The sequence below is a fragment of the Flavobacterium sp. MR2016-29 genome, assembly GCF_015350695.1.
Lineage (GTDB): Bacteria > Bacteroidota > Bacteroidia > Flavobacteriales > Flavobacteriaceae > Flavobacterium.
The window spans coordinates 281,062-300,092 of record NZ_JADKPU010000006.1 but is presented as its reverse complement, the minus strand read 5'-3'; the positions used below and the strand labels follow the sequence as shown (position 1 = coordinate 300,092).

The following is a 19,031-nucleotide window of genomic DNA, read 5'->3' as shown; positions in this document are numbered from 1 at the left end:
TAATAATGATTTTTGGCTGTTTTGCTGGGTTTTGTTATAAAATCTGGAATCCTTTACTTTTTCTTTACAAGAAAAAAGCTGAAGCGCATAGCATAAAAACATGTCCTTAATCATATGCAAATTTTAAACTGACTACCTATGCTTCCCTCCGCCTGGCGGATTATTGCTCTTATATATAAAGCATAAATTGCTATACCTATATATAATGTAGAAAAAATAAACCCGGCAGATTTTAAATCTGCTGGGTAACTATTATTAGATCATTTTATCATTAGTCAAAACGAATAGCTTTGACTGGCGAAATCTTTGTTATTATATAAGAAGGAATCAATAGAACGAGAAAACAAATTGTTATGGTTAACAAATTTAATAATATGATATATGTCCAATTTAAATATACCGGCGCTTGATTGACGTAATAATTTTCAGGATTGAGATGAACAATACCAAATTGCTGCTGAATCAGCAATATTGCAATTCCAATTAAATTTCCCCAAAACAATCCGCGTATAATTAAATAAAAAGCATTGTAAAGAAATATTTTGCGAACGGTCCAGTTGTTTGCTCCTAATGATTTTAGAATTCCTATCATTTGTGTGCGTTCTAAAATAAGAACCAGCAAAGCAACAACCATATTAATAGTAGCCACTAAGATCATAACAGCAAGAATAACCACAATATTAAAGTCGAAGAGCTGCAACCAATCAAAAATATAACTGTATTTTTCAATTATAGTCTTTGTATCTAAACTTGATGATGTTTGTTCGTAAATTTGATTACCGGTCGATTTGATTGTATTAAAATCTTTTACAAAAACCTCAAATGCTCCTACTTGGTCTGGAGTCCATTTATTGATTCTCTGGATATGCCTAATATCACCTATTATATAGGTTGCATCAAAATCCTGAAATCCTGAATTAAAAATACCTGCAATTTTAAATCTACGGCTATTTGGCATTTTACCTTGCTCCTCCTTGATAAAAAAAGTATTAAAATTATCTCCAACTTTCAAATTAAGGCGATCAGCTAGAAATCTGGAAATTATAACATCTTCGTTTAATGAATTAGAAAAATCAGGCAATCTTCCTTCCACTAAATATTCTGTAATATTATTCCAATCGTAATCTGCTCCTACTCCTTTAAAAATAATTCCTTCGAAAGCATTAGCAGTTCTTATAATTCCGGCCTTGCTAGCTATTGCCTGAATATGGCTGACTTCTGGAACTGATTTAAAATTGGGATAGAAATCTTGTTTTTTAGAAATAGGAACCAAAGTTACTTCTGAATTATTATTATCATAGTTGGATATAATAATCTGACCGTTGAAAGCAGAAACTTTTTCGCGAATTTTTTGCTGCAACCCAATTCCGGTAGCTACAGAAACCAACATCATAATAATACCTATTGCAATAGCCGAAATGGCAATTTTTATGATAGGTGCCGAAATACTGCTTTTATAATCTTTTGCAGTAATGAGTCTTTTGGCTATAAAATATTCTAAATTCAATTTATTGGTCTTATTGTTAATTTACTAAAAAGTTCAACTCAGTCAAAAATACATCTAAAAAAGCAAAAATGAATTATTCCTAAAAAAGATTACAAAACATTTAGCTTCTATAACGGAAGTTTCTTTTTCATTTCTTCGACAATATTATATGCCGCCGGGCAGATAGCAACATTTTTCAAAGTAAGATCAGCAATCTGATGAAACTTTTTACGATCTGTATGCGGGAATTCTCGACAAGCTTTCGGGCGTACATCATATATCATGCAGTAATTTTCATTATCTAAAAAAGTACATGGAACACTTTTTAGAACATAATCTTTATCTTCATCAATTCTCAGATATTGATCAATAAACTGTTGTGGCTTTTGTCTGAAAGATTTTGAAATTCTTTCAATATCTGCTAAAGTAAATAATGGCCCAGTTGTTTTACAGCAATTAGCACATTGAAGACAATCCGTTCTTTTAAATTCGGCGTCATGCAAATCCTGCATAACGTAATCTAAATTTTTAGGCTGTTTCTTTTTAAGCTTATCAAAATACTTTTTGTTTTCGATATGCTTATCTTTGGCTAACTTATTTAAGTTATTTAAAATTTGTTTCAAGTTTAAAATTTAAGTTGATGTGCAAAATTAAACAACTTTGAACTTGAAACCTTAAACTTTGAACTAAAATACAATGAAAGATCTTTTCGGGAAAGCGATGTTCGATTTCCAAACCAATAATTCACCAGAAGATATCATTACTGAAACCTCAATTTCAGAAGAAGACGAAATGAGTGTTGAATATTTATTTCGTTCTTATAATGAGATGCCAAAATTAGAGCAGAAAGCACTTCAATTAGCTCATGGAAAAACATTAGATGTTGGCTGTGGAGCAGGAAGTCACAGTTTGTCTTTGCAAAACGACCGCCACTTAGAAGTTACTTCTATTGATATTTCAGAAAAAGCGATTGAAACCTGCAAATTGAGAGGCGTAAAAAATGCATCTGTTCAAAATATATTAGATTTTGAAGGAGAAAAATTTGATACCATTATATTATTGATGAATGGTGTCGGCATTTTTGGAAAACTAGAAAATTGCAACAAGTATTTATCTAAACTAAAATCGCTTCTTAATCCTGGCGGGCAAATTTTGCTGGACAGTTCTGACATTATTTATATGTTTGATGAAGATGAAGATGGCGGAAAATGGATTCCTTCTAATAACGATTATTATGGAGAGCTTATATTTAATATTTCGTATAAAGGAGAAAAAGAAGTTGCTTTCGACTGGTTGTATCTAGATTATAATACACTTCAGAATGCAGCAATAGCAAATGGACTTAAATGTGAACTTATTTTAGAAGGGGAACATTATGATTATTTAGCCAAACTTTCTATAACATAACATTTCACATCAATGGAAAAATTAGATTTAGAAAAATTAAAATATCCGATCGGGAAATTTACAGCTCCGACGAAATTTACTGCAGAATATATTGCAGTGCAAATTCAAGAAATTGCAACTTTTCCTGAAAGATTAAAAAAAGAAACCATTCACTTAAATGATGAACAATTAGATACAGCTTACAGACCCGGCGGATGGACTATTCGCCAACTGATTCATCATTGTGCTGAAAGTCATATGCATTGTTTTATAAGAATAAAATGGGCCTTGACAGAAAACAATCCTGTCATAAAGCCATATGACGAAGTTTTATGGTCTGAATTGCCCGATAATTTAAGGATGCCAATTCTTCCAACTTTGAATTTATTAGAAGGGTTACATTTTAGATTGGCGTATATCATGAGAAATCTATCAGAAGACGATTTAGAAAAATCATTTGTTCATCCAGAAAATAATTCGGAATACAGACTTAAAGAAATTATTGGAACTTATGCTTGGCATAGCAATCACCACTTAGCACATATTACAACTCTAAAAAATATAAAAATTGGGAGTAATAAATTTTCCTTTACTTACATAAAGAAAAAAATCTCCTCGCTTGAAGAGATTTTTTTTTTACTATTTACGGAATATTTAAATATTTGTGTGTTTGAAGAGATACACGCCATTTTGGATTATTCATTACATAATCAACAATCAGCGGTGTCATTTCTTCTTTTTTACTCCATTCTGGCTGAAGAAATAAAATCGCATTATCATTTACCAATTCAGCTTGTTCTTCGGCAAAAATAAAATCGTGTTTATTGTAAATAATTACTTTTAGCTCATTCGCATTATCATATACAGTTTGAGTTGGGAGTTTATTTTTTTTAGGAGAAAGACAAATCCAATCCCAAGTTCCTGATAACGGATAAGCGCCAGAAGTTTCTATATGAACTTTTAAGCTTTTATTTTTTAATTCCTGAGTTAATAAAGTCATATCCCACATTAAAGGTTCTCCTCCGGTAATGACAACTGTATTAGCATAACTTGAAGCATTATTTACAATTAAATCAACACTTGTTGGCGGATGTAATTCTGCATTCCAACTTTCTTTTACATCACACCAGTGGCAACCAACATCACACCCTCCAATTCGTATAAAGTAAGCAGCGGTTCCGGTATGATAACCTTCTCCTTGAATGGTGTAAAACTCTTCCATCAAAGGCAACATTGCTCCCTTATTAACTTCTAATTGTATTTCTTTTGATAACATTACTTCATTTTAAAGTGCAAAGATAGTCATTTAAATACGGAACAAAAAAAACCGACAGCTCTTTGAACTGTCGGTTTTATATTTAGTTAGAAAACTTAAATTATTTCAAAGCTTTCACAGATTGAGATGCATAAGCATTTGTTGGATCTAAAACTAAAGTTTTATTGAAGTATTCAATTGCTTTAGCTTTATCAGTATTAGCGTAACTAGCACCAATACTATTGTAAGCTTCAATAATTTTTTTAACCGTCGCAGGTTTTGCTAATTCTTCAGCACCTTTAGCAGATGTTTTAGCAACGTACTCTTCGTAGTTTTTAATAATTAAATCATCTTTCTCCAATAAGTTGTTGATTCTTCCTTTGTACAAGTAAGCTTCATCATAAGTCGGAGAAGCAACTAAAACTCTATCAAAAGCAGCGTCAGCTTTTCCTAAGGCAGCAACATCGCGAGTTTCTTTTGTTTTATTTGCGTTTGCATAATAAAGAGAGATACCATAATATACATTATCATTCAAGTAATTTTTTGATTCTGTATTAGAAGCACTCAATTCATAGATTGCAGCAGCTTGGTTGTATTGTTTTTTAGTAAACAATTCTTTTCCAAAGTCACCTAAATCTTCAACAGCTAATGGTTCCATTGCAACTGCTTTTTTGATTTCAGCTAAACCAGCTTCAAAAGCAGCAGGTTCTACAACACCTTGAGCATCTGTACCTTTTTTAATTTTAGCAAAACCTAAGTATAAATAATCTTTTGCAATTGCTTTGTTTGTTGGTACTTTAATATAATCTTCTAAAGACTTAATAGCTACGTCAACGTTACCATTTTCGTAAGCAGAGTAACCTAAATATCTAAAGATTCTTGGATTAACTTTATCCAACTCAATCATTTTATTAGCTTCAGTTTCTAAAGCTTTATAATCTTTAACTAAGATCAAGAAATCTGCGTGACGCATTCTTGAGTTCATAGAATAATCAGTCAAGCTTAAGTATTTCTCATAATTAGAAATCGCTTTTTGGTAATTTACTTGTTGAGTAGAAGGTTTATTTCTAGCCCATTTGTAATAGGTTTCGGCTAGCTCTCTATATACAGGACCATAATTTGCGTCGATTGCAATAACCTCATTAAAAGCTTTAATCGCTTCTTCGTAAGATTTAGCTCCTTTAAGCAAAACTCCTAATTGCATTTTAGCTCTTAAAAGTGTTGGATCAGCTGTAAAAGCATCACGGTAAGATTTGTAAGCTTCGTTTTGGTTGTTTGCTCCATGGTAAGCATCTCCGATTGCCAAAAGTGCAGTTGCATTTTGTGGTTCAAGTGCTAAAGCACGTTTTAACACAGCGATTGCATTTGTATAATCAGGATTAGTAGAATTCATGTAAGCTCTACCAATGTAGATAAACTCATTTACATCTTTACGTTTGATATCTTTTGTTGCTAAACCAAAATTAGCTTGAGCACCAGCCGTATTTTTGCTGTCAAGATCTAATTGCCCTAATCCGATGTAGTTTAGGTGTTTTTTATCTGCTGCTTCTAATCCATTTAAGTAATAAATTTTAGCAGAATCAATGATAGTTTGATTTAGATATATATTTCCCAAAACAAAATTAGCCTCACCATCCGAAGGTTTAGCTTTAATGATTGATTTTAGCAAAGACTTAGCTTTTTCAAATTGCTCAGCATCGATTGCCTTTTTAGCCTGATTTATATCTTGCGCTTTTGCAACAGAAGCTGAAGCAACTAAGGCAAGACTGAAAATTTTAAATTTATTCATCTTTATTGTAATTAATTTATTCTTTATCGTTTATAATTTGACTTCTAATTTTTAACTTTCTTCCCGGAACCCTTACAGGAAGTAATCCGGATTTTAAAACAATTCGCTGTCCTATATCTCCGGCAATGAATGAAGCAAAACCCATTCCTAATCCAGAATAACCCTGACAGTTTATGATAAACAAATCACGTGCCAAAGGATATTTTACTTCAGCAAGATCATTTTGAGTTGGGCTATAATACTTATTATCATTTAAGCCTTTTACAGCTAAAACATTAATCTTTTTAATAACATCAACCATATTTGGCGAAGGTTGTGATAACCAATTTACGCCAACTACACCAATCATTCCGTCATTTTCAGAAACAAATTTAATAACTTCATCGTTATTTTTAAAAGAAAAAACACCTTTTGCAGGAATGTCTTTTACTTTTGCAAGCTCTTTCATATAACGTACAGTGCTTGAATTTGGATTATCAAAAACAAGACCTTTTATTCCAGAATCAGTCTTACCCTGCATAAAATCAATTACAGTTTTCAACGCAATTAATGTATCATTATTGCTTTTGTTTGAAATTAATGCAATTGCATCTGTAGCAAACGGCGTTACTCTAGGATTAATTTTACTTTTTTCGAATCTGCTTTTTTCTTCTTTAGTCAGATCTCTGGTTGTTATAACTACTTTAGCTTTTTGATTTAATAAGTCGTTTATAAGCTCTGCTTCAGACTTAGGTTTTACAGAAATTTTAGCTCCATAGTAAGTTCCTTCAAAAACAGCAACCTGATCATCTACAATTGGCTTAACAGTTTCGTCAACAGTAATATCAATAGATCCTTTTAAAATTGTTTCTTTATCAGATTCGTTCTTGCTTTTTTGGTTGCACATCGCAAACAAAAAGACAAAAACAACCAATCCGAACACTTTACCATATTTCAACATAACTATTCTGTATTTGAATTAATTAATCTTAGAAATCGTATTGCCGAATATACTATTAGCAAACCTCCGAAAGCATATCTGTATTTAGGTTCCATATCTAATGGTAATTTTTCCCAAAACATAATCATTAAACCTAATACAAGATATATTAAAAAAAACAGTATTCCTAAAACAAGAAGAAATCGCTCTTTGAGCGATTTCTTCTGAATATTATTAAGCATATCTTTTAACATTATTCTGCAGATTGAATAGTAATAGGCAGAGAGTAAAGAACCCTAACTTTTTTACCATTTTGCTCGCCGGGAGTCCATTTCGGACATTTTTTAAGAACACGAATTGCTTCTGCTCCTGTACCGTAACCGATATCCCTTAAAACTTTAATGTCGGTTAATGAACCGTCTTTTTCAACTACAAAAGTAACATAAACTTTACCTTTTAAACCTTCTTCTTCCGGAGTTTTGTAATTGTTTCCTACGAATTTGTAGAATTTCTCAATTCCTCCAGGGAAATCTGGTTTTACTTCGATACCAGCTGTGTTATATACTTGGTTATCTTCTTCTACTACTGCGGCAGTTCCAGTACCTACTGGCTCATCAACAGTTAAAACTGCATCCGGATCTCCTTTGATAGTTTCAGAACCAACTTTTTTATCTTTAAGTTCCTCAATTTTAGGAGGATCTTCAGTAACCTCATTGGCCTTAGCAACAACCGGTTTCACAAACTTCACCTGATCCACTTTTGGTGGTGGTGGTGGTGGTGGTGGTTCATTAGGCTTAACTTCCTCTTTTTTAGGAGGCAATTTTACTGTCGCAATCTTGATATCTTTATTCGCGTCATCTTCACCAGAATCTGGCAAAAAGCTTGCAATAAGAGGAGCAGCTACAGCTACAGCAAAAATAACTGACCCAATGATAAGTGCTTTTACCGTTGTTTTAGTATTTGCTTTTCTTAGCTCATATGCACCATATATCTTATTACGTCCTTCGAATACGATATCAAGCCACTGATTTTTTATAATATCTAACTTCATTTTTCTTGATTATTAGGATGTTAAAAACAAGATATCTCTTATTTAGCAGGATCTGTGTTAGTAGAACCCGTGTTAGTTGGATCTATCAATTTAGTTTCTTCTGGCGAAAACTCAGGAACAATAGCATAAGTATCTACTCCAGAAATAGCCATCTCATCCAAAATATCAACTAAATTACGGTAAGTTGATTTTTTACTTGGTTTAATAATGACAATAATCCCTTGTTTAGGTTTTCCTTTTGCTGCAGAATATTCTAAAACTGATTTCTTTCTTTTAAGAACTTCTCTACGAATTCCATCTTTACCATATGCAATATCTTTAGGTCCAGCAATAGGAGTAGCCAATAATCCCATATAATAAACTATTTTATTATTTGCACCTAGCATTACAGTCATTGTACGATTCTCATCTACCTTAATTGGTACATCATCTTTTATTGGATCTTTATCAGGCAACGACAAATCCATAGATTGAGGTTTTGACAACGATGTGGTTAACATAAAGAATGTGATCAATAAGAAAGCCAAATCTACCATTGCCGTTAAATCGACTTTTGAATTTTGCTTTTTACTTCTTACTTTACCACCTTTTCCGCCACCACCGTCGCCGGTATTTAATTCAGCCATTTTAGTGTATCTTTTTTAATTAAAAGTCTTTTCCTCTCATACCTGTAACTAAGTTAAAGGAATTGATTTTTTGGTCTTGTAAAATATCCATAATCTTTTTGATTTGTGGATATTGTTCTTTAGCATCTCCCTTAATGGCGATCTGCAATTCTTTATCGTCAAGGTCAATTGCAGCTCTTCTTGAAATTAACAACCATTCTTTTAATTGATTATCTAAAGAATCGATTGGAATTCCACCTTGATCCGCTTTTACTCTTTCAGCAGCTTTCATACCAATAATACTTTTCAATTCTGCTACAGGAACACCGAAGTCATCCATTAAAGCAAATTTAGTCTTATCATCTTCTGAAAAAGTTACCCCGAATTTTGCACCCATTCCTTCAAGAGTTCTTTTACGAATCTCTCTCCCTTTAATGTCAAAAAACACTTTGCTTTTTCCATCACTTCCTTTACCTATAGTAATAATTGCCAAATCTGAATCTGGTAATTTACTTTGAACAGTAGAAGAAGGCATATCTACAGGAAGTGCTTCTGGCACCTTAGCAGTAGCGGTCAAAATAAAGAACGTAAGCAAAAGGAACGCAACATCACACATGGCAGTCATATCTGTCGATGTTGACTTTTTTTTCATTTTTATTTTAGCCATTCTCTTTTATTTTTATTTTGATATAATTAATTGTAATTATTAATATCAAAAATTAATTATTGTTTCAAACTTCCTCTGAATCTTCTGTAAGTATTTACAATTGTAGTACCAGCCTCATCGATAGAGTAAGTTAAATCATCAATTTTAGCTGTGAAAAAGTTATAAGAAACGATTGCTAAGATTGAAGTAGAGATACCTGTTGCAGTGTTGATAAGTGCTTCAGAGATACCTGTTGCAAGAGCAGCCTGATCTGGAGTTCCAGCAGAAGCTAACGCACCAAACGCTTTAATCATACCTGATACAGTTCCTAATAATCCTCCTAAAGTTCCTAATGATACTAAAGTAGAGATGATAGTCATATTTTTTTCTAACATTGGCATTTCTAATGAAGTTGCCTCTTCGATTTCTTTATGGATTACTTCTGAAGCTTCTTCACTGTTGAAACCTTCTTTTTTAACGTCTTGGTATTTAATCAAAGCAGATTTAATTGCATTTGCAACTGAACCTTGTTGTTTGTCACAAGCAGCGATTGCAGCTTCGATGTTTCCTTCTTTAATACTTGCCTGAACGCTTGTCATGAATTTATCTAAGTTAGATTTTCCAGCCGCTTTACCAATAACGATAAATCTTTCAATTGAAAAAACAACAACCATTAAAAACATCCCTAATAATACTGGTACAATAAATCCTCCTTTATATACTTGTCCTAATGTATTGATCGGGTGACCTGTTTCAGGATTACCACCTTCGAAGTTAGAAGCATCTCCCATGATTACTTTCCAAATAAACACCCCAACCAAAATACACGCAACAATAATGATTCCAGTAATCATTCCTCCTCCATTTGAAGTGCTTTCTTTTTTAACTTTAACGTTTGCCATTTTTTTTAATTTTAATAGTTTTAAATAATTTTTATTTTTTAGTTATATTTAACTTGTAGAGGAGCAAATTTATACGTTTAGTTTAAATAAAAAAACTTTTTTTAATTTTATTGAAGGAAATTTAACGTCAATTTAAAAAATATCTCATTAATTTGCCCTCATTCTTTTTTCGATAAAACAAAAATACGAGCTAAATCTGGGAAAATTACAACGTTTTAGTCAATATTCAAAGATTCCGTTGATATCTTCTTAAAAAGTTGCGAAATTATTTTTTAATATTTTTTGAGGCAAAAAAAGCTTTTTCCTACTAAAAAAAACACATCCAAAATGTTAAAAAACAAAGCAATACTCTTATAATCATCTAAATTACAAATAAAAACATGAATAAAAAAGATAATTTCATTCAGGATATAAATAATGGGTATCTTTCTAAGGGCGACAGCATCATCTTAGGAGGTGCCATTCTAGATGGAGAGCCTATTGCTGAGGCTCACGTTAAGATCCCCTTGAAAACCTTAAACCGCCACGGTCTTATTGCCGGTGCAACGGGAACAGGAAAAACAAAAACAATTCAGGTTTTTTCTGAGCAATTATCAAATGCAGGAATTCCTGTTTTGATGATGGATATAAAAGGTGATTTTAGTGGTATTGCAAAAGAGGGGAAAGAAGAAGTTTTTATTACCGAGCGACATGCTAAAATAAACATACCTTATAATGTAGCCTCTTTTCCTGTAGAACTAATGTCATTATCCAAACAAAACGGAGTTCGCCTGCGCGCAACCGTTTCTGAGTTTGGCCCGGTATTGTTCTCTAGAATTTTAGATTTAAACGACACGCAAGCTGGCGTTGTTGCTGTAATCTTTAAATATTGCGACGATACAAAAATGCCTTTATTAGACCTAAAAGATATTAAAAAAGTAATTAATTATATTACGGAAGAAGGCAAAGAAGAGATTGCGGCAAGTTATGGCAAAATCTCAACGGCAACTACTGGAACAATTCTGAGAAAAATAATCGAATTAGAGCAACAGGGCGGTGATTTATTTTTTGGCGAATTATCTTTTGAAATTGATGATTTAATGCGAATCGATGAAAACGGAAAAGGCTACGTAAACATCATCCGCTTGACGGATATTCAGGACAAACCAAAATTATTCTCGACTTTTATGTTGAGTTTGTTGGCCGAAATTTATCAGCAAATGCCTGAAAAAGGAGATGCTGAACAACCTGAATTGGTTATTTTTATTGATGAAGCGCATTTGATTTTTAATGAAGCCAGCAAAGCACTTTTGGAACAAATTGAAACGATTGTAAAATTAATTCGTTCTAAAGGAGTCGGCGTTTATTTTGTTACGCAAAACCCAATGGATGTTCCGACCGGTGTCTTGGCACAATTAGGATTAAAGATTCAGCATGCACTTAGGGCTTTTACAGCAAATGATCGTCAGGCAATTAAAAAAACAGCTGATAATTACCCCACTTCGCAATATTATAAAACCGACGAATTGTTGACCAGTTTAGGAATTGGTGAAGCGTTAGTTACTGCTTTAAACGAAAAAGGAATTCCGACACCGCTTGTTGCGACCATGATGCGCGCACCAGAAAGCCGAATGGATATTTTAACTGCTGATGAAATTGAGGCCATAAACAGCAAATCGAAACTAGTTAAAAAATACAGTGAAGAAATTGACCGCGAAAGTGCCTATGAAATTCTAAATCAGAAAATCGAAACTGCGAATCAAGCAGCTGCTGAACAAGAAGAACAAGCTCCAGCAAAAACATCAAAATCTGAACCAACTACAGCCAGCGTTGTTACAAAATCAGTTTTGAAAGTAGTTACCAGCGCTACTTTTATACGAGGTGTTTTCGGAGTTTTATCTAAAATCTTTAAGAAGTAAAACAATTAAACCATATAAGTTATATAATTCAATATAATGCTTTGCGCATCGATATTAAATGAACTTATATAACTTATATGGTTTAAAAAAAATTATGCGTTTTCCAACAATTCTAAAATCTTATTTTCGATTTCAGGAGTATTCCAAATATTTTCAATATTATCTGTTTTCAAAACCTCTTCCATAATTCCGTTTTGGAAATCTCCAATTGCTAAGGCTTCCGCATATGGGCGATCGCTAAAAGTTACTCGGCTGTAAAGCGGAATCCATTTATCTGGATGTTTGTCTGAAAAAGCTTTTTCGATTTTCTTTTGCAACAAAAATTTCTCATCGGCAGTTTTTGTACTCATTTCCATGAAATTTCGGTACGAAAGTTCGGCAATCGCATCGGCATTTGGCTTGCGTGAGATTTGATATTCAGAGAAAATCTTTTTCCAGTCGTCTCCATATTTTTCGATCATTTCCTGCAAAACGCTAATATCTTCAAAACCGGCATTCATTCCTTGTCCGTAAAAAGGTACAATAGCGTGACAAGCATCTCCAATTAAAGCAATTTTATTTTCATATGTCCACGGAAAACATTTCATTGTCACCAAAGTACTCGTTGGGTTTTTAAAGAAATCTTCTGCCAGTTTCGGAATCACTTCAATCGAATCTGGGAAATTTTTCTCAAAGAAATCTTCGACCATTTTACGATCTGTTAAAGAAGCAAATGAATTTTCTCCTTCAAAAGGCATGAATAAAGTACAAGTAAAACTTCCGTCTAAATTGGGTAATGCGATTAACATGTATTCACCGCGCGGCCAAATATGAAATGAGTTTTTATCTAATTTATGAGTTGCATCGGCGTTTGCCGGAATATTCAGTTCTTTATAACCCATGTTCAAAAATTCCTGCGAATAATTAAACATGCTTTGACGCTGCATTCTGTGACGAATTCTCGAAAAAGCGCCATCGGCACCAAAAACCATATCGTACTTTATCTCTTCCCACTCGCCTCTTTCAGTTTCGCCAATATGCAAAGTTGCATCACTCAGCGTCACATCCCAAATTTTTTGTTCAAAATAAAATTCGGCTCCGGCTTGTTCGGCAAGGTCAATCATTTTCCGATTTAAAGTTCCTCTTGAAATCGAATAAATCGATTCACCTTCTTGTCCGTAATTCTGAAAATTTAGTTTGTCGACCAAATGAATCGCACGTTTGTCCATCGGAATCGCAATTTCACGAACCGAATCGCCAACGCCAACGCCATCAAGTGCTTTCCAGCCTCGATTAGACATTGCCAAATTAATAGAACGTCCCGAGAAATTTATTTTGCGAATATCAGGACTGCGATCATAAACATGAACGGTATGACCTGCTTTTTTGAGATAAATTGCCAATAGCGATCCGACTAATCCAGAACCTACAACAGCAATTTTTAATGGTATTTGCATCAAGAAATGTCTAAATATAAGATCGTAAAAATAAGTAATAAATCTACAGAAGATTTAAAATTAACTAAATATTTAAACTTGTCCTTAATAATTATATAGGCATGACCCGCGATCCCGAAGTCACGGGAACTGGTCGGGTATCCGTTTTCATAACAAATTTACGTTTTTATCGATTTATTAGAAATGCTGGAAAGTTTATTTTCGCTGAAGACAATCTCACAAAGAGCGACGTTTTTTGTTGTTTCGAGGAACTAGAAATCACAATTGAAACTCCTCAACAAAATCGCCAATCTTTCTCGAATTACGTGTGTGATTTCTCGTTCCTCGAAATGACAACATTGAGAAATATGTCCTAATATTTAAACCCTTAATTAATGAAAAGCGAACTATTAAAATCTGACATTATTCTAGAAAACGAAAAAGTATTATTACTCCCTTTTGAAAACGAAAGAAACACCGAACTCAAAGAAATTATCTTTGAAGACGAAATCTGGAAATTTATGGGAATGTACGTTCGAACTGAAACTGATTTCGAAAATTACATCCACAACACGTTAAAACAAAAGACTGAAGGAATTTGTTATCCGTTTTTAATTATTGACAAAGCGACAAACAAAGTTGCCGGAAGCACGCGTTACGGTTACTTAAATCACGCAAGCCAAAAATGCGAAATTGGCTGGACGTGGTACGGAAAACAATTTCAGGGAACCGGTTTAAACAAAGCCTGCAAATACGAATTATTGAAATTTGGTTTCGAAAACATTCAGTTTAAAAGAATACAATTCAGTGCCGATCTGGAAAATACAAGATCGCAAAGAGCAATTGAAAACCTAGGCGCTTTAAAAGAAGGCCTCTTCAGAAATAATTATGTCGATTCTGATGGAAAAAGCAAAGATGATGTTTATTATAGTATAATTTTGGAAGAATGGGAGAATACTAAACGAGATTATTTTGGGGAGTTTATTTGAAAAAATTGATTTATAATGTTTTAAAAAGTAGTATTTTAGCCTAGAATCTCAGACTAAAAGAAGAAAATTTAGCTAACATATTATATTGATGAACCTCTATTCAGAACATTATGTAAGTAAAACTTCCGAGCGGTTTGTCAATAAAATTTGGTGTCTCGATAACAGCATCGGCGAAAGCCTGATCGAAAACAAACTCGTATTGCCAAATGGCTGTTTTAATGTCGCCATTGTGAGTGGCAATGAGATAGAAGTTCATACAAGCAAAAAGAAATACCAAATGAACAAAGGTTTTTACTTTTGTTCGCAAATGACCAATAAAGTTTTGGTTAACATACAACCGAAAACTAAAGTTACCATCATTCAGTTACACACTTGGACACTTTCGATGTTTCCTGAATATGATTTGAGTAATTTTTTGGATTCTATTATTAAAATTGATTCGGCTGAACTGCCTTTTGAAGTTCAAATTGAAACTGATATTTCAGCATTGACCAATATAATAAACACTTACTTCGAAGAATTAAACACTTCAAATCCGACTAAAAATACAATTGAAAAAATCTGCGAAATAGTCAAGCTTCACAACGAAGAAATTAATGTTTCAGAAATTAGCAAAAGCTTAAATACTTCACAGCGAATGTTGCAGATTAAGTTTAAAATTGCAACCGGACTTACAATTAAAAAATACATTCAGATTCTGAAATTCAGAAAATCGGTCGATCAAATGGTAAATTCTAATGTAGAAAAAATGAGTTTGACCGATGTTGCGCTTTACAACCAATATTTTGACCAGTCGCATTTTATCAAAAAATTCAAAGATGTGACCAAAACAACTCCGAAAATGTTCAATTCAGATTTGTATTTTCTTTCCAAAAAAAGATAAGATTTCGCATTTATACAATTTTGAGAGTTTTGATTGAATTACTATTGCAAAATCATTAATCATCAATCAATCACAAAATGAAAATCAAATACCAATCTTTCTACTTAAAATGGTTTTTAATCGGAATTTTAATCTTCCACGTTCAAATTGGATTTTCTCAAGAAGAAAAAAATTCCCAACTCTACAAAACCATTCTTTCAAAAGACAGTCTTCTTTTTAATGTCGGTTTTAATACTTGCGACATTTCACAATTCGAAAATTTGCTGAGCGACAATTTTGAATTTTATCACGACAAAGACAGCATTTCAGATAAAACAAAATTTTTAGCAACTCTAAAAAAAGGATTGTGTGGCTCTCCTGCAACGTACCAATCGCGAAGAGCATTAGTTGAAGGAAGCACTGAAATTTATCCGCTTTATAAAAAAGGCGTTTTGTATGGTGCAGTACAAATCGGGATTCATCAATTTTATGAAAAATCGGCGCAAAAAAATGAATCTCTTGCCAACGCGAAAGAAAATTTTGGAAGCACAGCAAGATTTACCCACGTTTGGCTATTAGAAAACGGCGTTTGGAAACTCAAAAGATCTTTAAGTTACGATCATCAAAACACAAGTACAGCAGGCACAAAATCCTCTATTTTCGACAACGATCAAGAAATTCAAAAATGGCTGAAACAAAATAATATTCCGACTTTAGGAATTGGCGTAATTAACGATGGAAAACTCCAACAGATAAAAGTGTACGGCGAGCTTAAAAAAGGAATTACAGCACCATATAACACCATATGGAATGTCGCCTCTCTTACTAAACCAGTAACTGCAATTGTTGCCTTAAAACTAGTAAGTTCAGGAAAATGGGATTTAGACGAACCCTTATCCAAGTATTGGACAGATCCAGATATTGCAAACGACCCAAATACAAAACTGCTGACAACGAGAATTGTTTTAAGTCACCAAACTGGTTTTCCGAATTGGAGATACATGAACGAATCTAAAAAGTTAGATTTTAAATTTAAACCAGGTACCAAATACCAATATTCCGGAGAAGGATTTGAATATTTAAGAAAGGCTTTAGAAAAGAAATTCCATAAAACCTTAGATCAATTAGCCGATGAATTAATTTTTAAACCGCTAAAAATGGACGATACCAAATTTATTTGGAACGACATAACTGATGTTTCGAGATACGCCTCAAATTATGACAATAAGGGAAATGCCTATGAACCCATTAAGAACAAAACCGCAAACGCTGCCGACGACTTATTGACCACAATTGAAGATTACGGAACCTTTTTATGCAGCGTAATAAACAGCGAAGGCTTAAGCAAAAAAGTATTTGATGATATGAATTCGCATCAGGTAAAACAAGCAAAAACTAACAAATATTTTGGTTTGGGTTTTGAAATTTACGATTTAGGAAATGATAATTATGCACTTTCGCATGGCGGTGCAGATCAGGGTGTTCAGACACTTGTTTTTTTATTGCCAAAAACAAAGCAGGGACTTATTGTTTTTACAAATGGTGACGACGGTTATAAAGTGTATGAAAAAATCATTTCGCATTATTTAGGGGAAAACGGAAATCGATTAATTGAAATTGAAACGAAATAATGAAAGTGAATCAAACACAGCCATGATACCTATGATAAATATAATTGTACTCTTCATGTTATTTTTAAGCAAAGAAGTAAAGGCGCAAACAAGTGCAGAAGCGCAAAAAGAGACTCAAAAACTGGATTTTCTGAAAATCGAAATCACAAAGATGGACAGTCTGCTTTTTGATGTTGCTTTCAATCAATGCGATGCGGGGCTTTTTAAAAAAATAATTTCTGACGATGTTGAGTTTTACGATGACCGCTTTGGATTAAATATTTCCAAAGCAAATGAAATAAAATCCTTAATTGGAAAATGTGATAGATCTGATAAACTAACCAGAAAACTAAATTCCTGCACGATTGACAAACTGGGAGATTTTGGCGCCGTACAAATAGGCGAACATACTTTTTATGTTGATGGAATTCCAGAAGGAACTGGGAAATTTATTCATATTTGGGAAAGAAAAGATAATGATTGGAAATTGAAACGAATTGTGAGCTACGAGCATAGACCTATAAAAGAGTAGTTTTTGATATGCACTCTAAATTTTAATTTAAGGAAAAATGAAAATAATTGATTGATCTTGAAACATAATAAAACTTCAGTCGTCTAATAAAAATCAAGGCACCGAAATAATCACCATTTTAATTTGTAAATTAGTCTAACAAATTAATAAACAAATGATTAAAAAAGTTTCAATCATCAATCAAAAACGAATCATTACATTAATCCTTAAACCCATAATCATCAATCATTATGAAAAAATCAATCAAACTAATTGCACTCTCCTTTATTCTTGTGCTTTTTACATTAAATATAACGGCACAAGACAAGGCAAAACAAATCGAACAACTTTTAAGTAAATACACAGAATACGGTCAATTTAACGGATCTGCTTTGGTTGCTGAAAACGGAAAAGTAATTTTTAAAAAAGGTTTTGGCTTTGCTAATATGGAATGGGATATTCCAAACCAGCCGAATACAAAATTTAGATTAGGTTCTATCAGCAAACAATTTACAGCATTTTTAATTGTGAAACTTGCCGAAGAAGGAAAACTAAAACTTGACGTTCCGATTACGACTTATTTGCCAGATTATCCAAAAACAACTGGCGACAAAATAACCATTCATCATTTGCTTACGCATACATCTGGAATTCAGAATTATACTTCTGCTCCAAATTTCTTTAGAGATAAAAGCAGAAACTCTTACACTCCAGAAGAATTTGTAAAAACATTTTCAAGTTTGCCGCTTGAATTTACGCCTGGCGAAAAATTTAAATACAGCAATTCTGGGTATTTTTTATTGGGTTATATTATTGAGAAAATTTCTGGTAAAACGTATGAACAATATTTAAAGGAAACTATTTTGACACCGCTAAAAATGGCAAATACAGGTTATGACCATAGCGAAATCATTATAAAAAACAGAGCTTCGGGCTATGAAAAAAAAGGAAAAATATATACTAATTCTTTTTTTCTTGATATGAGCATTCCGTATGCTGCGGGATCTTTATATTCGACAGTTGAAGATTTATATCTTTGGGATCAGGCGCTGTATACCACAAAATTGCTTTCTGCAAAATCTATGGAATCGTTGTTTAAACCTTATATTAAAGCTGGAGATGGTTCTTATGGCTATGGATGGTTTTTGCAAGAAGCTCAGAATGGCGACAAACCAAAACTAAAAATTATCGAACACGGTGGAGGAATTAATGGTTTCAACACTGTTATTTCACGTATTCCTGCAGATAAAAATTTAGTGGTTTTGCTTAACAATACTGGCGGTACAATTCTGGATGAAATGAATGAAGGCATAAGAGCTATTTTATACAATCAGCCGTTAAATCAGCCAAAAAAATCATTGGCTTTTGAATTGCTGGATGTGTTTACAGAAAAAGGAGCTGTGGCCGGTGCAGATGCTTATAAAAAATTAAAAAGCGATCCGACTTTTGGACTTAAAGAAGGCGATATGAACCGCGTTGGATACGAATTATTGCAAAACGGAAAAAAGAAAGAAGCCATTGAAGCTTTTAAAATTAATGTTGAAAATTTTCCGAAATCTGGAAATGTTTACGATAGTTTGGCCGAAGCTTATTTAGCCGACGGAAATAAAAAACTAGCAATTGAAAACTATACGAAATCTATTGCACTTGATCCTACAAATGAAAACGGAAAGAAAGTGTTAGCAGAAATTTCGAAATAATAAAAGC

General features: G+C 33.0%; 18 protein-coding genes and 1 pseudogene. 8 read left to right on the top strand and 11 right to left on the bottom strand.

Features of this window, described 5'->3' with window-relative positions:
- Positions 1-271: 271 nt before the first annotated feature.
- Both IR010_RS15010 and IR010_RS15005 read right to left on the bottom strand, forming a co-directional pair.
- The gene (locus IR010_RS15010; RefSeq protein WP_194604987.1) at positions 272-1,507 is read right to left on the bottom strand and encodes an ABC transporter permease; all 1,236 of its coding nucleotides are present in this window, start codon (positions 1,505-1,507) and stop codon (positions 272-274) included.
- Positions 1,508-1,614: 107 nt separating this feature from the next.
- Complete coding sequence (locus IR010_RS15005) at positions 1,615-2,109, bottom strand: YkgJ family cysteine cluster protein (protein ID WP_029270525.1); 495 nt, start codon at positions 2,107-2,109, stop codon at positions 1,615-1,617.
- Between the two features lie 73 nt (positions 2,110-2,182).
- Here IR010_RS15005 and IR010_RS15000 point away from each other — a divergent pair, with 73 nt between their 5' ends.
- Positions 2,183-2,893: a class I SAM-dependent methyltransferase gene (locus IR010_RS15000; protein WP_194604984.1), complete on the top strand. Its 711-nt coding sequence runs from the start codon at positions 2,183-2,185 to the stop codon at positions 2,891-2,893.
- Between the two features lie 12 nt (positions 2,894-2,905).
- Positions 2,906-3,373: pseudogene (locus IR010_RS14995) on the top strand (YfiT family bacillithiol transferase); the annotation flags it as partial.
- A 142-nt stretch (positions 3,374-3,515) separates the two neighbouring features.
- Here IR010_RS14995 and IR010_RS14990 read toward each other — a convergent pair.
- The 8 genes from IR010_RS14990 to IR010_RS14960 all read right to left on the bottom strand — a co-directional run bounded on the left by IR010_RS14990 (position 3,516) and on the right by IR010_RS14960 (position 10,039).
- The gene (locus IR010_RS14990) at positions 3,516-4,148 is read right to left on the bottom strand and encodes a 7-carboxy-7-deazaguanine synthase QueE (RefSeq protein WP_194570442.1); all 633 of its coding nucleotides are present in this window, start codon (positions 4,146-4,148) and stop codon (positions 3,516-3,518) included.
- Positions 4,149-4,248: 100 nt separating this feature from the next.
- On the bottom strand, positions 4,249-5,916 hold the full coding sequence (locus IR010_RS14985) for a tetratricopeptide repeat protein (RefSeq protein WP_194604980.1): 1,668 nt from the start codon (positions 5,914-5,916) through the stop codon (positions 4,249-4,251).
- A gap of 16 nt (positions 5,917-5,932) precedes the next feature.
- Positions 5,933-6,856: a PstS family phosphate ABC transporter substrate-binding protein gene (locus tag IR010_RS14980; RefSeq protein ID WP_194604977.1), complete on the bottom strand. Its 924-nt coding sequence runs from the start codon at positions 6,854-6,856 to the stop codon at positions 5,933-5,935.
- A 2-nt stretch (positions 6,857-6,858) separates the two neighbouring features.
- Entirely contained in the window at positions 6,859-7,089 is a 231-nt protein-coding gene (locus IR010_RS20135) for a hypothetical protein (protein ID WP_057122313.1), read from the bottom strand.
- Complete coding sequence (locus IR010_RS14975; protein ID WP_194604974.1) at positions 7,089-7,886, bottom strand: energy transducer TonB; 798 nt, start codon at positions 7,884-7,886, stop codon at positions 7,089-7,091. Before IR010_RS14975 ends, IR010_RS20135 begins: the two co-directional genes overlap by 1 nt.
- 38 nt (positions 7,887-7,924) lie before the next feature.
- Positions 7,925-8,512 (bottom strand): ExbD/TolR family protein, encoded by a 588-nt coding sequence (locus IR010_RS14970; RefSeq protein ID WP_194604971.1) that lies wholly within the window; start codon positions 8,510-8,512, stop codon positions 7,925-7,927.
- Between the two features lie 19 nt (positions 8,513-8,531).
- Entirely contained in the window at positions 8,532-9,158 is a 627-nt protein-coding gene (locus tag IR010_RS14965; RefSeq protein ID WP_194604968.1) for an ExbD/TolR family protein, read from the bottom strand.
- Positions 9,159-9,214: 56 nt separating this feature from the next.
- Positions 9,215-10,039, bottom strand: coding sequence for a MotA/TolQ/ExbB proton channel family protein (locus IR010_RS14960; RefSeq protein WP_194604965.1), 825 nt, complete (start codon positions 10,037-10,039; stop codon positions 9,215-9,217).
- A gap of 380 nt (positions 10,040-10,419) precedes the next feature.
- On the opposite strand from IR010_RS14960, the gene IR010_RS14955 reads away from it, so the two are divergent.
- Positions 10,420-11,937: a helicase HerA-like domain-containing protein gene (locus IR010_RS14955; RefSeq protein WP_194604962.1), complete on the top strand. Its 1,518-nt coding sequence runs from the start codon at positions 10,420-10,422 to the stop codon at positions 11,935-11,937.
- Positions 11,938-12,029: 92 nt separating this feature from the next.
- Here the strand turns inward: IR010_RS14955 and IR010_RS14950 are convergent, their stop codons facing one another.
- The gene (locus IR010_RS14950; RefSeq protein ID WP_029270548.1) at positions 12,030-13,373 is read right to left on the bottom strand and encodes an FAD-dependent oxidoreductase; all 1,344 of its coding nucleotides are present in this window, start codon (positions 13,371-13,373) and stop codon (positions 12,030-12,032) included.
- A 374-nt stretch (positions 13,374-13,747) separates the two neighbouring features.
- On the opposite strand from IR010_RS14950, the gene IR010_RS14945 reads away from it, so the two are divergent.
- From IR010_RS14945 to IR010_RS14925, 5 genes are all read left to right on the top strand, one after another.
- Entirely contained in the window at positions 13,748-14,341 is a 594-nt protein-coding gene (locus IR010_RS14945; RefSeq protein WP_194604959.1) for a GNAT family N-acetyltransferase, read from the top strand.
- Between the two features lie 88 nt (positions 14,342-14,429).
- The gene (locus IR010_RS14940) at positions 14,430-15,224 is read left to right on the top strand and encodes a helix-turn-helix domain-containing protein (protein WP_194604956.1); all 795 of its coding nucleotides are present in this window, start codon (positions 14,430-14,432) and stop codon (positions 15,222-15,224) included.
- A 77-nt stretch (positions 15,225-15,301) separates the two neighbouring features.
- Entirely contained in the window at positions 15,302-16,834 is a 1,533-nt protein-coding gene (locus tag IR010_RS14935) for a serine hydrolase (RefSeq protein WP_194604953.1), read from the top strand.
- Between the two features lie 31 nt (positions 16,835-16,865).
- Positions 16,866-17,345 carry a nuclear transport factor 2 family protein gene (locus IR010_RS14930; RefSeq protein ID WP_228515171.1) on the top strand — a complete coding sequence of 160 codons (480 nt, stop codon included), beginning with the start codon at positions 16,866-16,868 and terminating at the stop codon, positions 17,343-17,345.
- A 230-nt stretch (positions 17,346-17,575) separates the two neighbouring features.
- Entirely contained in the window at positions 17,576-19,024 is a 1,449-nt protein-coding gene (locus tag IR010_RS14925; protein WP_194604950.1) for a serine hydrolase, read from the top strand.
- Positions 19,025-19,031: the final 7 nt, after the last annotated feature.

Bases quoted from the DNA above. Each gene is read 5' to 3' on its own strand.
- IR010_RS15000 (WP_194604984.1), top strand. From the start codon at position 2,183: ATGAAAGATCTTTTCGGGAAAGCGATGTTCGATTTCCAAACCAATAAT.
- IR010_RS14990 (WP_194570442.1), bottom strand. From the start codon at position 4,148: ATGTTATCAAAAGAAATACAATTAGAAGTTAATAAGGGAGCAATGTTG.
- IR010_RS14985 (WP_194604980.1), bottom strand. From the start codon at position 5,916: ATGAATAAATTTAAAATTTTCAGTCTTGCCTTAGTTGCTTCAGCTTCT.
- IR010_RS14980 (WP_194604977.1), bottom strand. From the start codon at position 6,856: ATGTTGAAATATGGTAAAGTGTTCGGATTGGTTGTTTTTGTCTTTTTG.
- IR010_RS20135 (WP_057122313.1), bottom strand. From the start codon at position 7,089: ATGTTAAAAGATATGCTTAATAATATTCAGAAGAAATCGCTCAAAGAG.
- IR010_RS14975 (WP_194604974.1), bottom strand. From the start codon at position 7,886: ATGAAGTTAGATATTATAAAAAATCAGTGGCTTGATATCGTATTCGAA.
- IR010_RS14970 (WP_194604971.1), bottom strand. From the start codon at position 8,512: ATGGCTGAATTAAATACCGGCGACGGTGGTGGCGGAAAAGGTGGTAAA.
- IR010_RS14965 (WP_194604968.1), bottom strand. From the start codon at position 9,158: ATGGCTAAAATAAAAATGAAAAAAAAGTCAACATCGACAGATATGACT.
- IR010_RS14960 (WP_194604965.1), bottom strand. From the start codon at position 10,039: ATGGCAAACGTTAAAGTTAAAAAAGAAAGCACTTCAAATGGAGGAGGA.
- IR010_RS14955 (WP_194604962.1), top strand. From the start codon at position 10,420: ATGAATAAAAAAGATAATTTCATTCAGGATATAAATAATGGGTATCTT.
- IR010_RS14950 (WP_029270548.1), bottom strand. From the start codon at position 13,373: ATGCAAATACCATTAAAAATTGCTGTTGTAGGTTCTGGATTAGTCGGA.
- IR010_RS14945 (WP_194604959.1), top strand. From the start codon at position 13,748: ATGAAAAGCGAACTATTAAAATCTGACATTATTCTAGAAAACGAAAAA.
- IR010_RS14940 (WP_194604956.1), top strand. From the start codon at position 14,430: ATGAACCTCTATTCAGAACATTATGTAAGTAAAACTTCCGAGCGGTTT.
- IR010_RS14935 (WP_194604953.1), top strand. From the start codon at position 15,302: ATGAAAATCAAATACCAATCTTTCTACTTAAAATGGTTTTTAATCGGA.
- IR010_RS14930 (WP_228515171.1), top strand. From the start codon at position 16,866: ATGATAAATATAATTGTACTCTTCATGTTATTTTTAAGCAAAGAAGTA.
- IR010_RS14925 (WP_194604950.1), top strand. From the start codon at position 17,576: ATGAAAAAATCAATCAAACTAATTGCACTCTCCTTTATTCTTGTGCTT.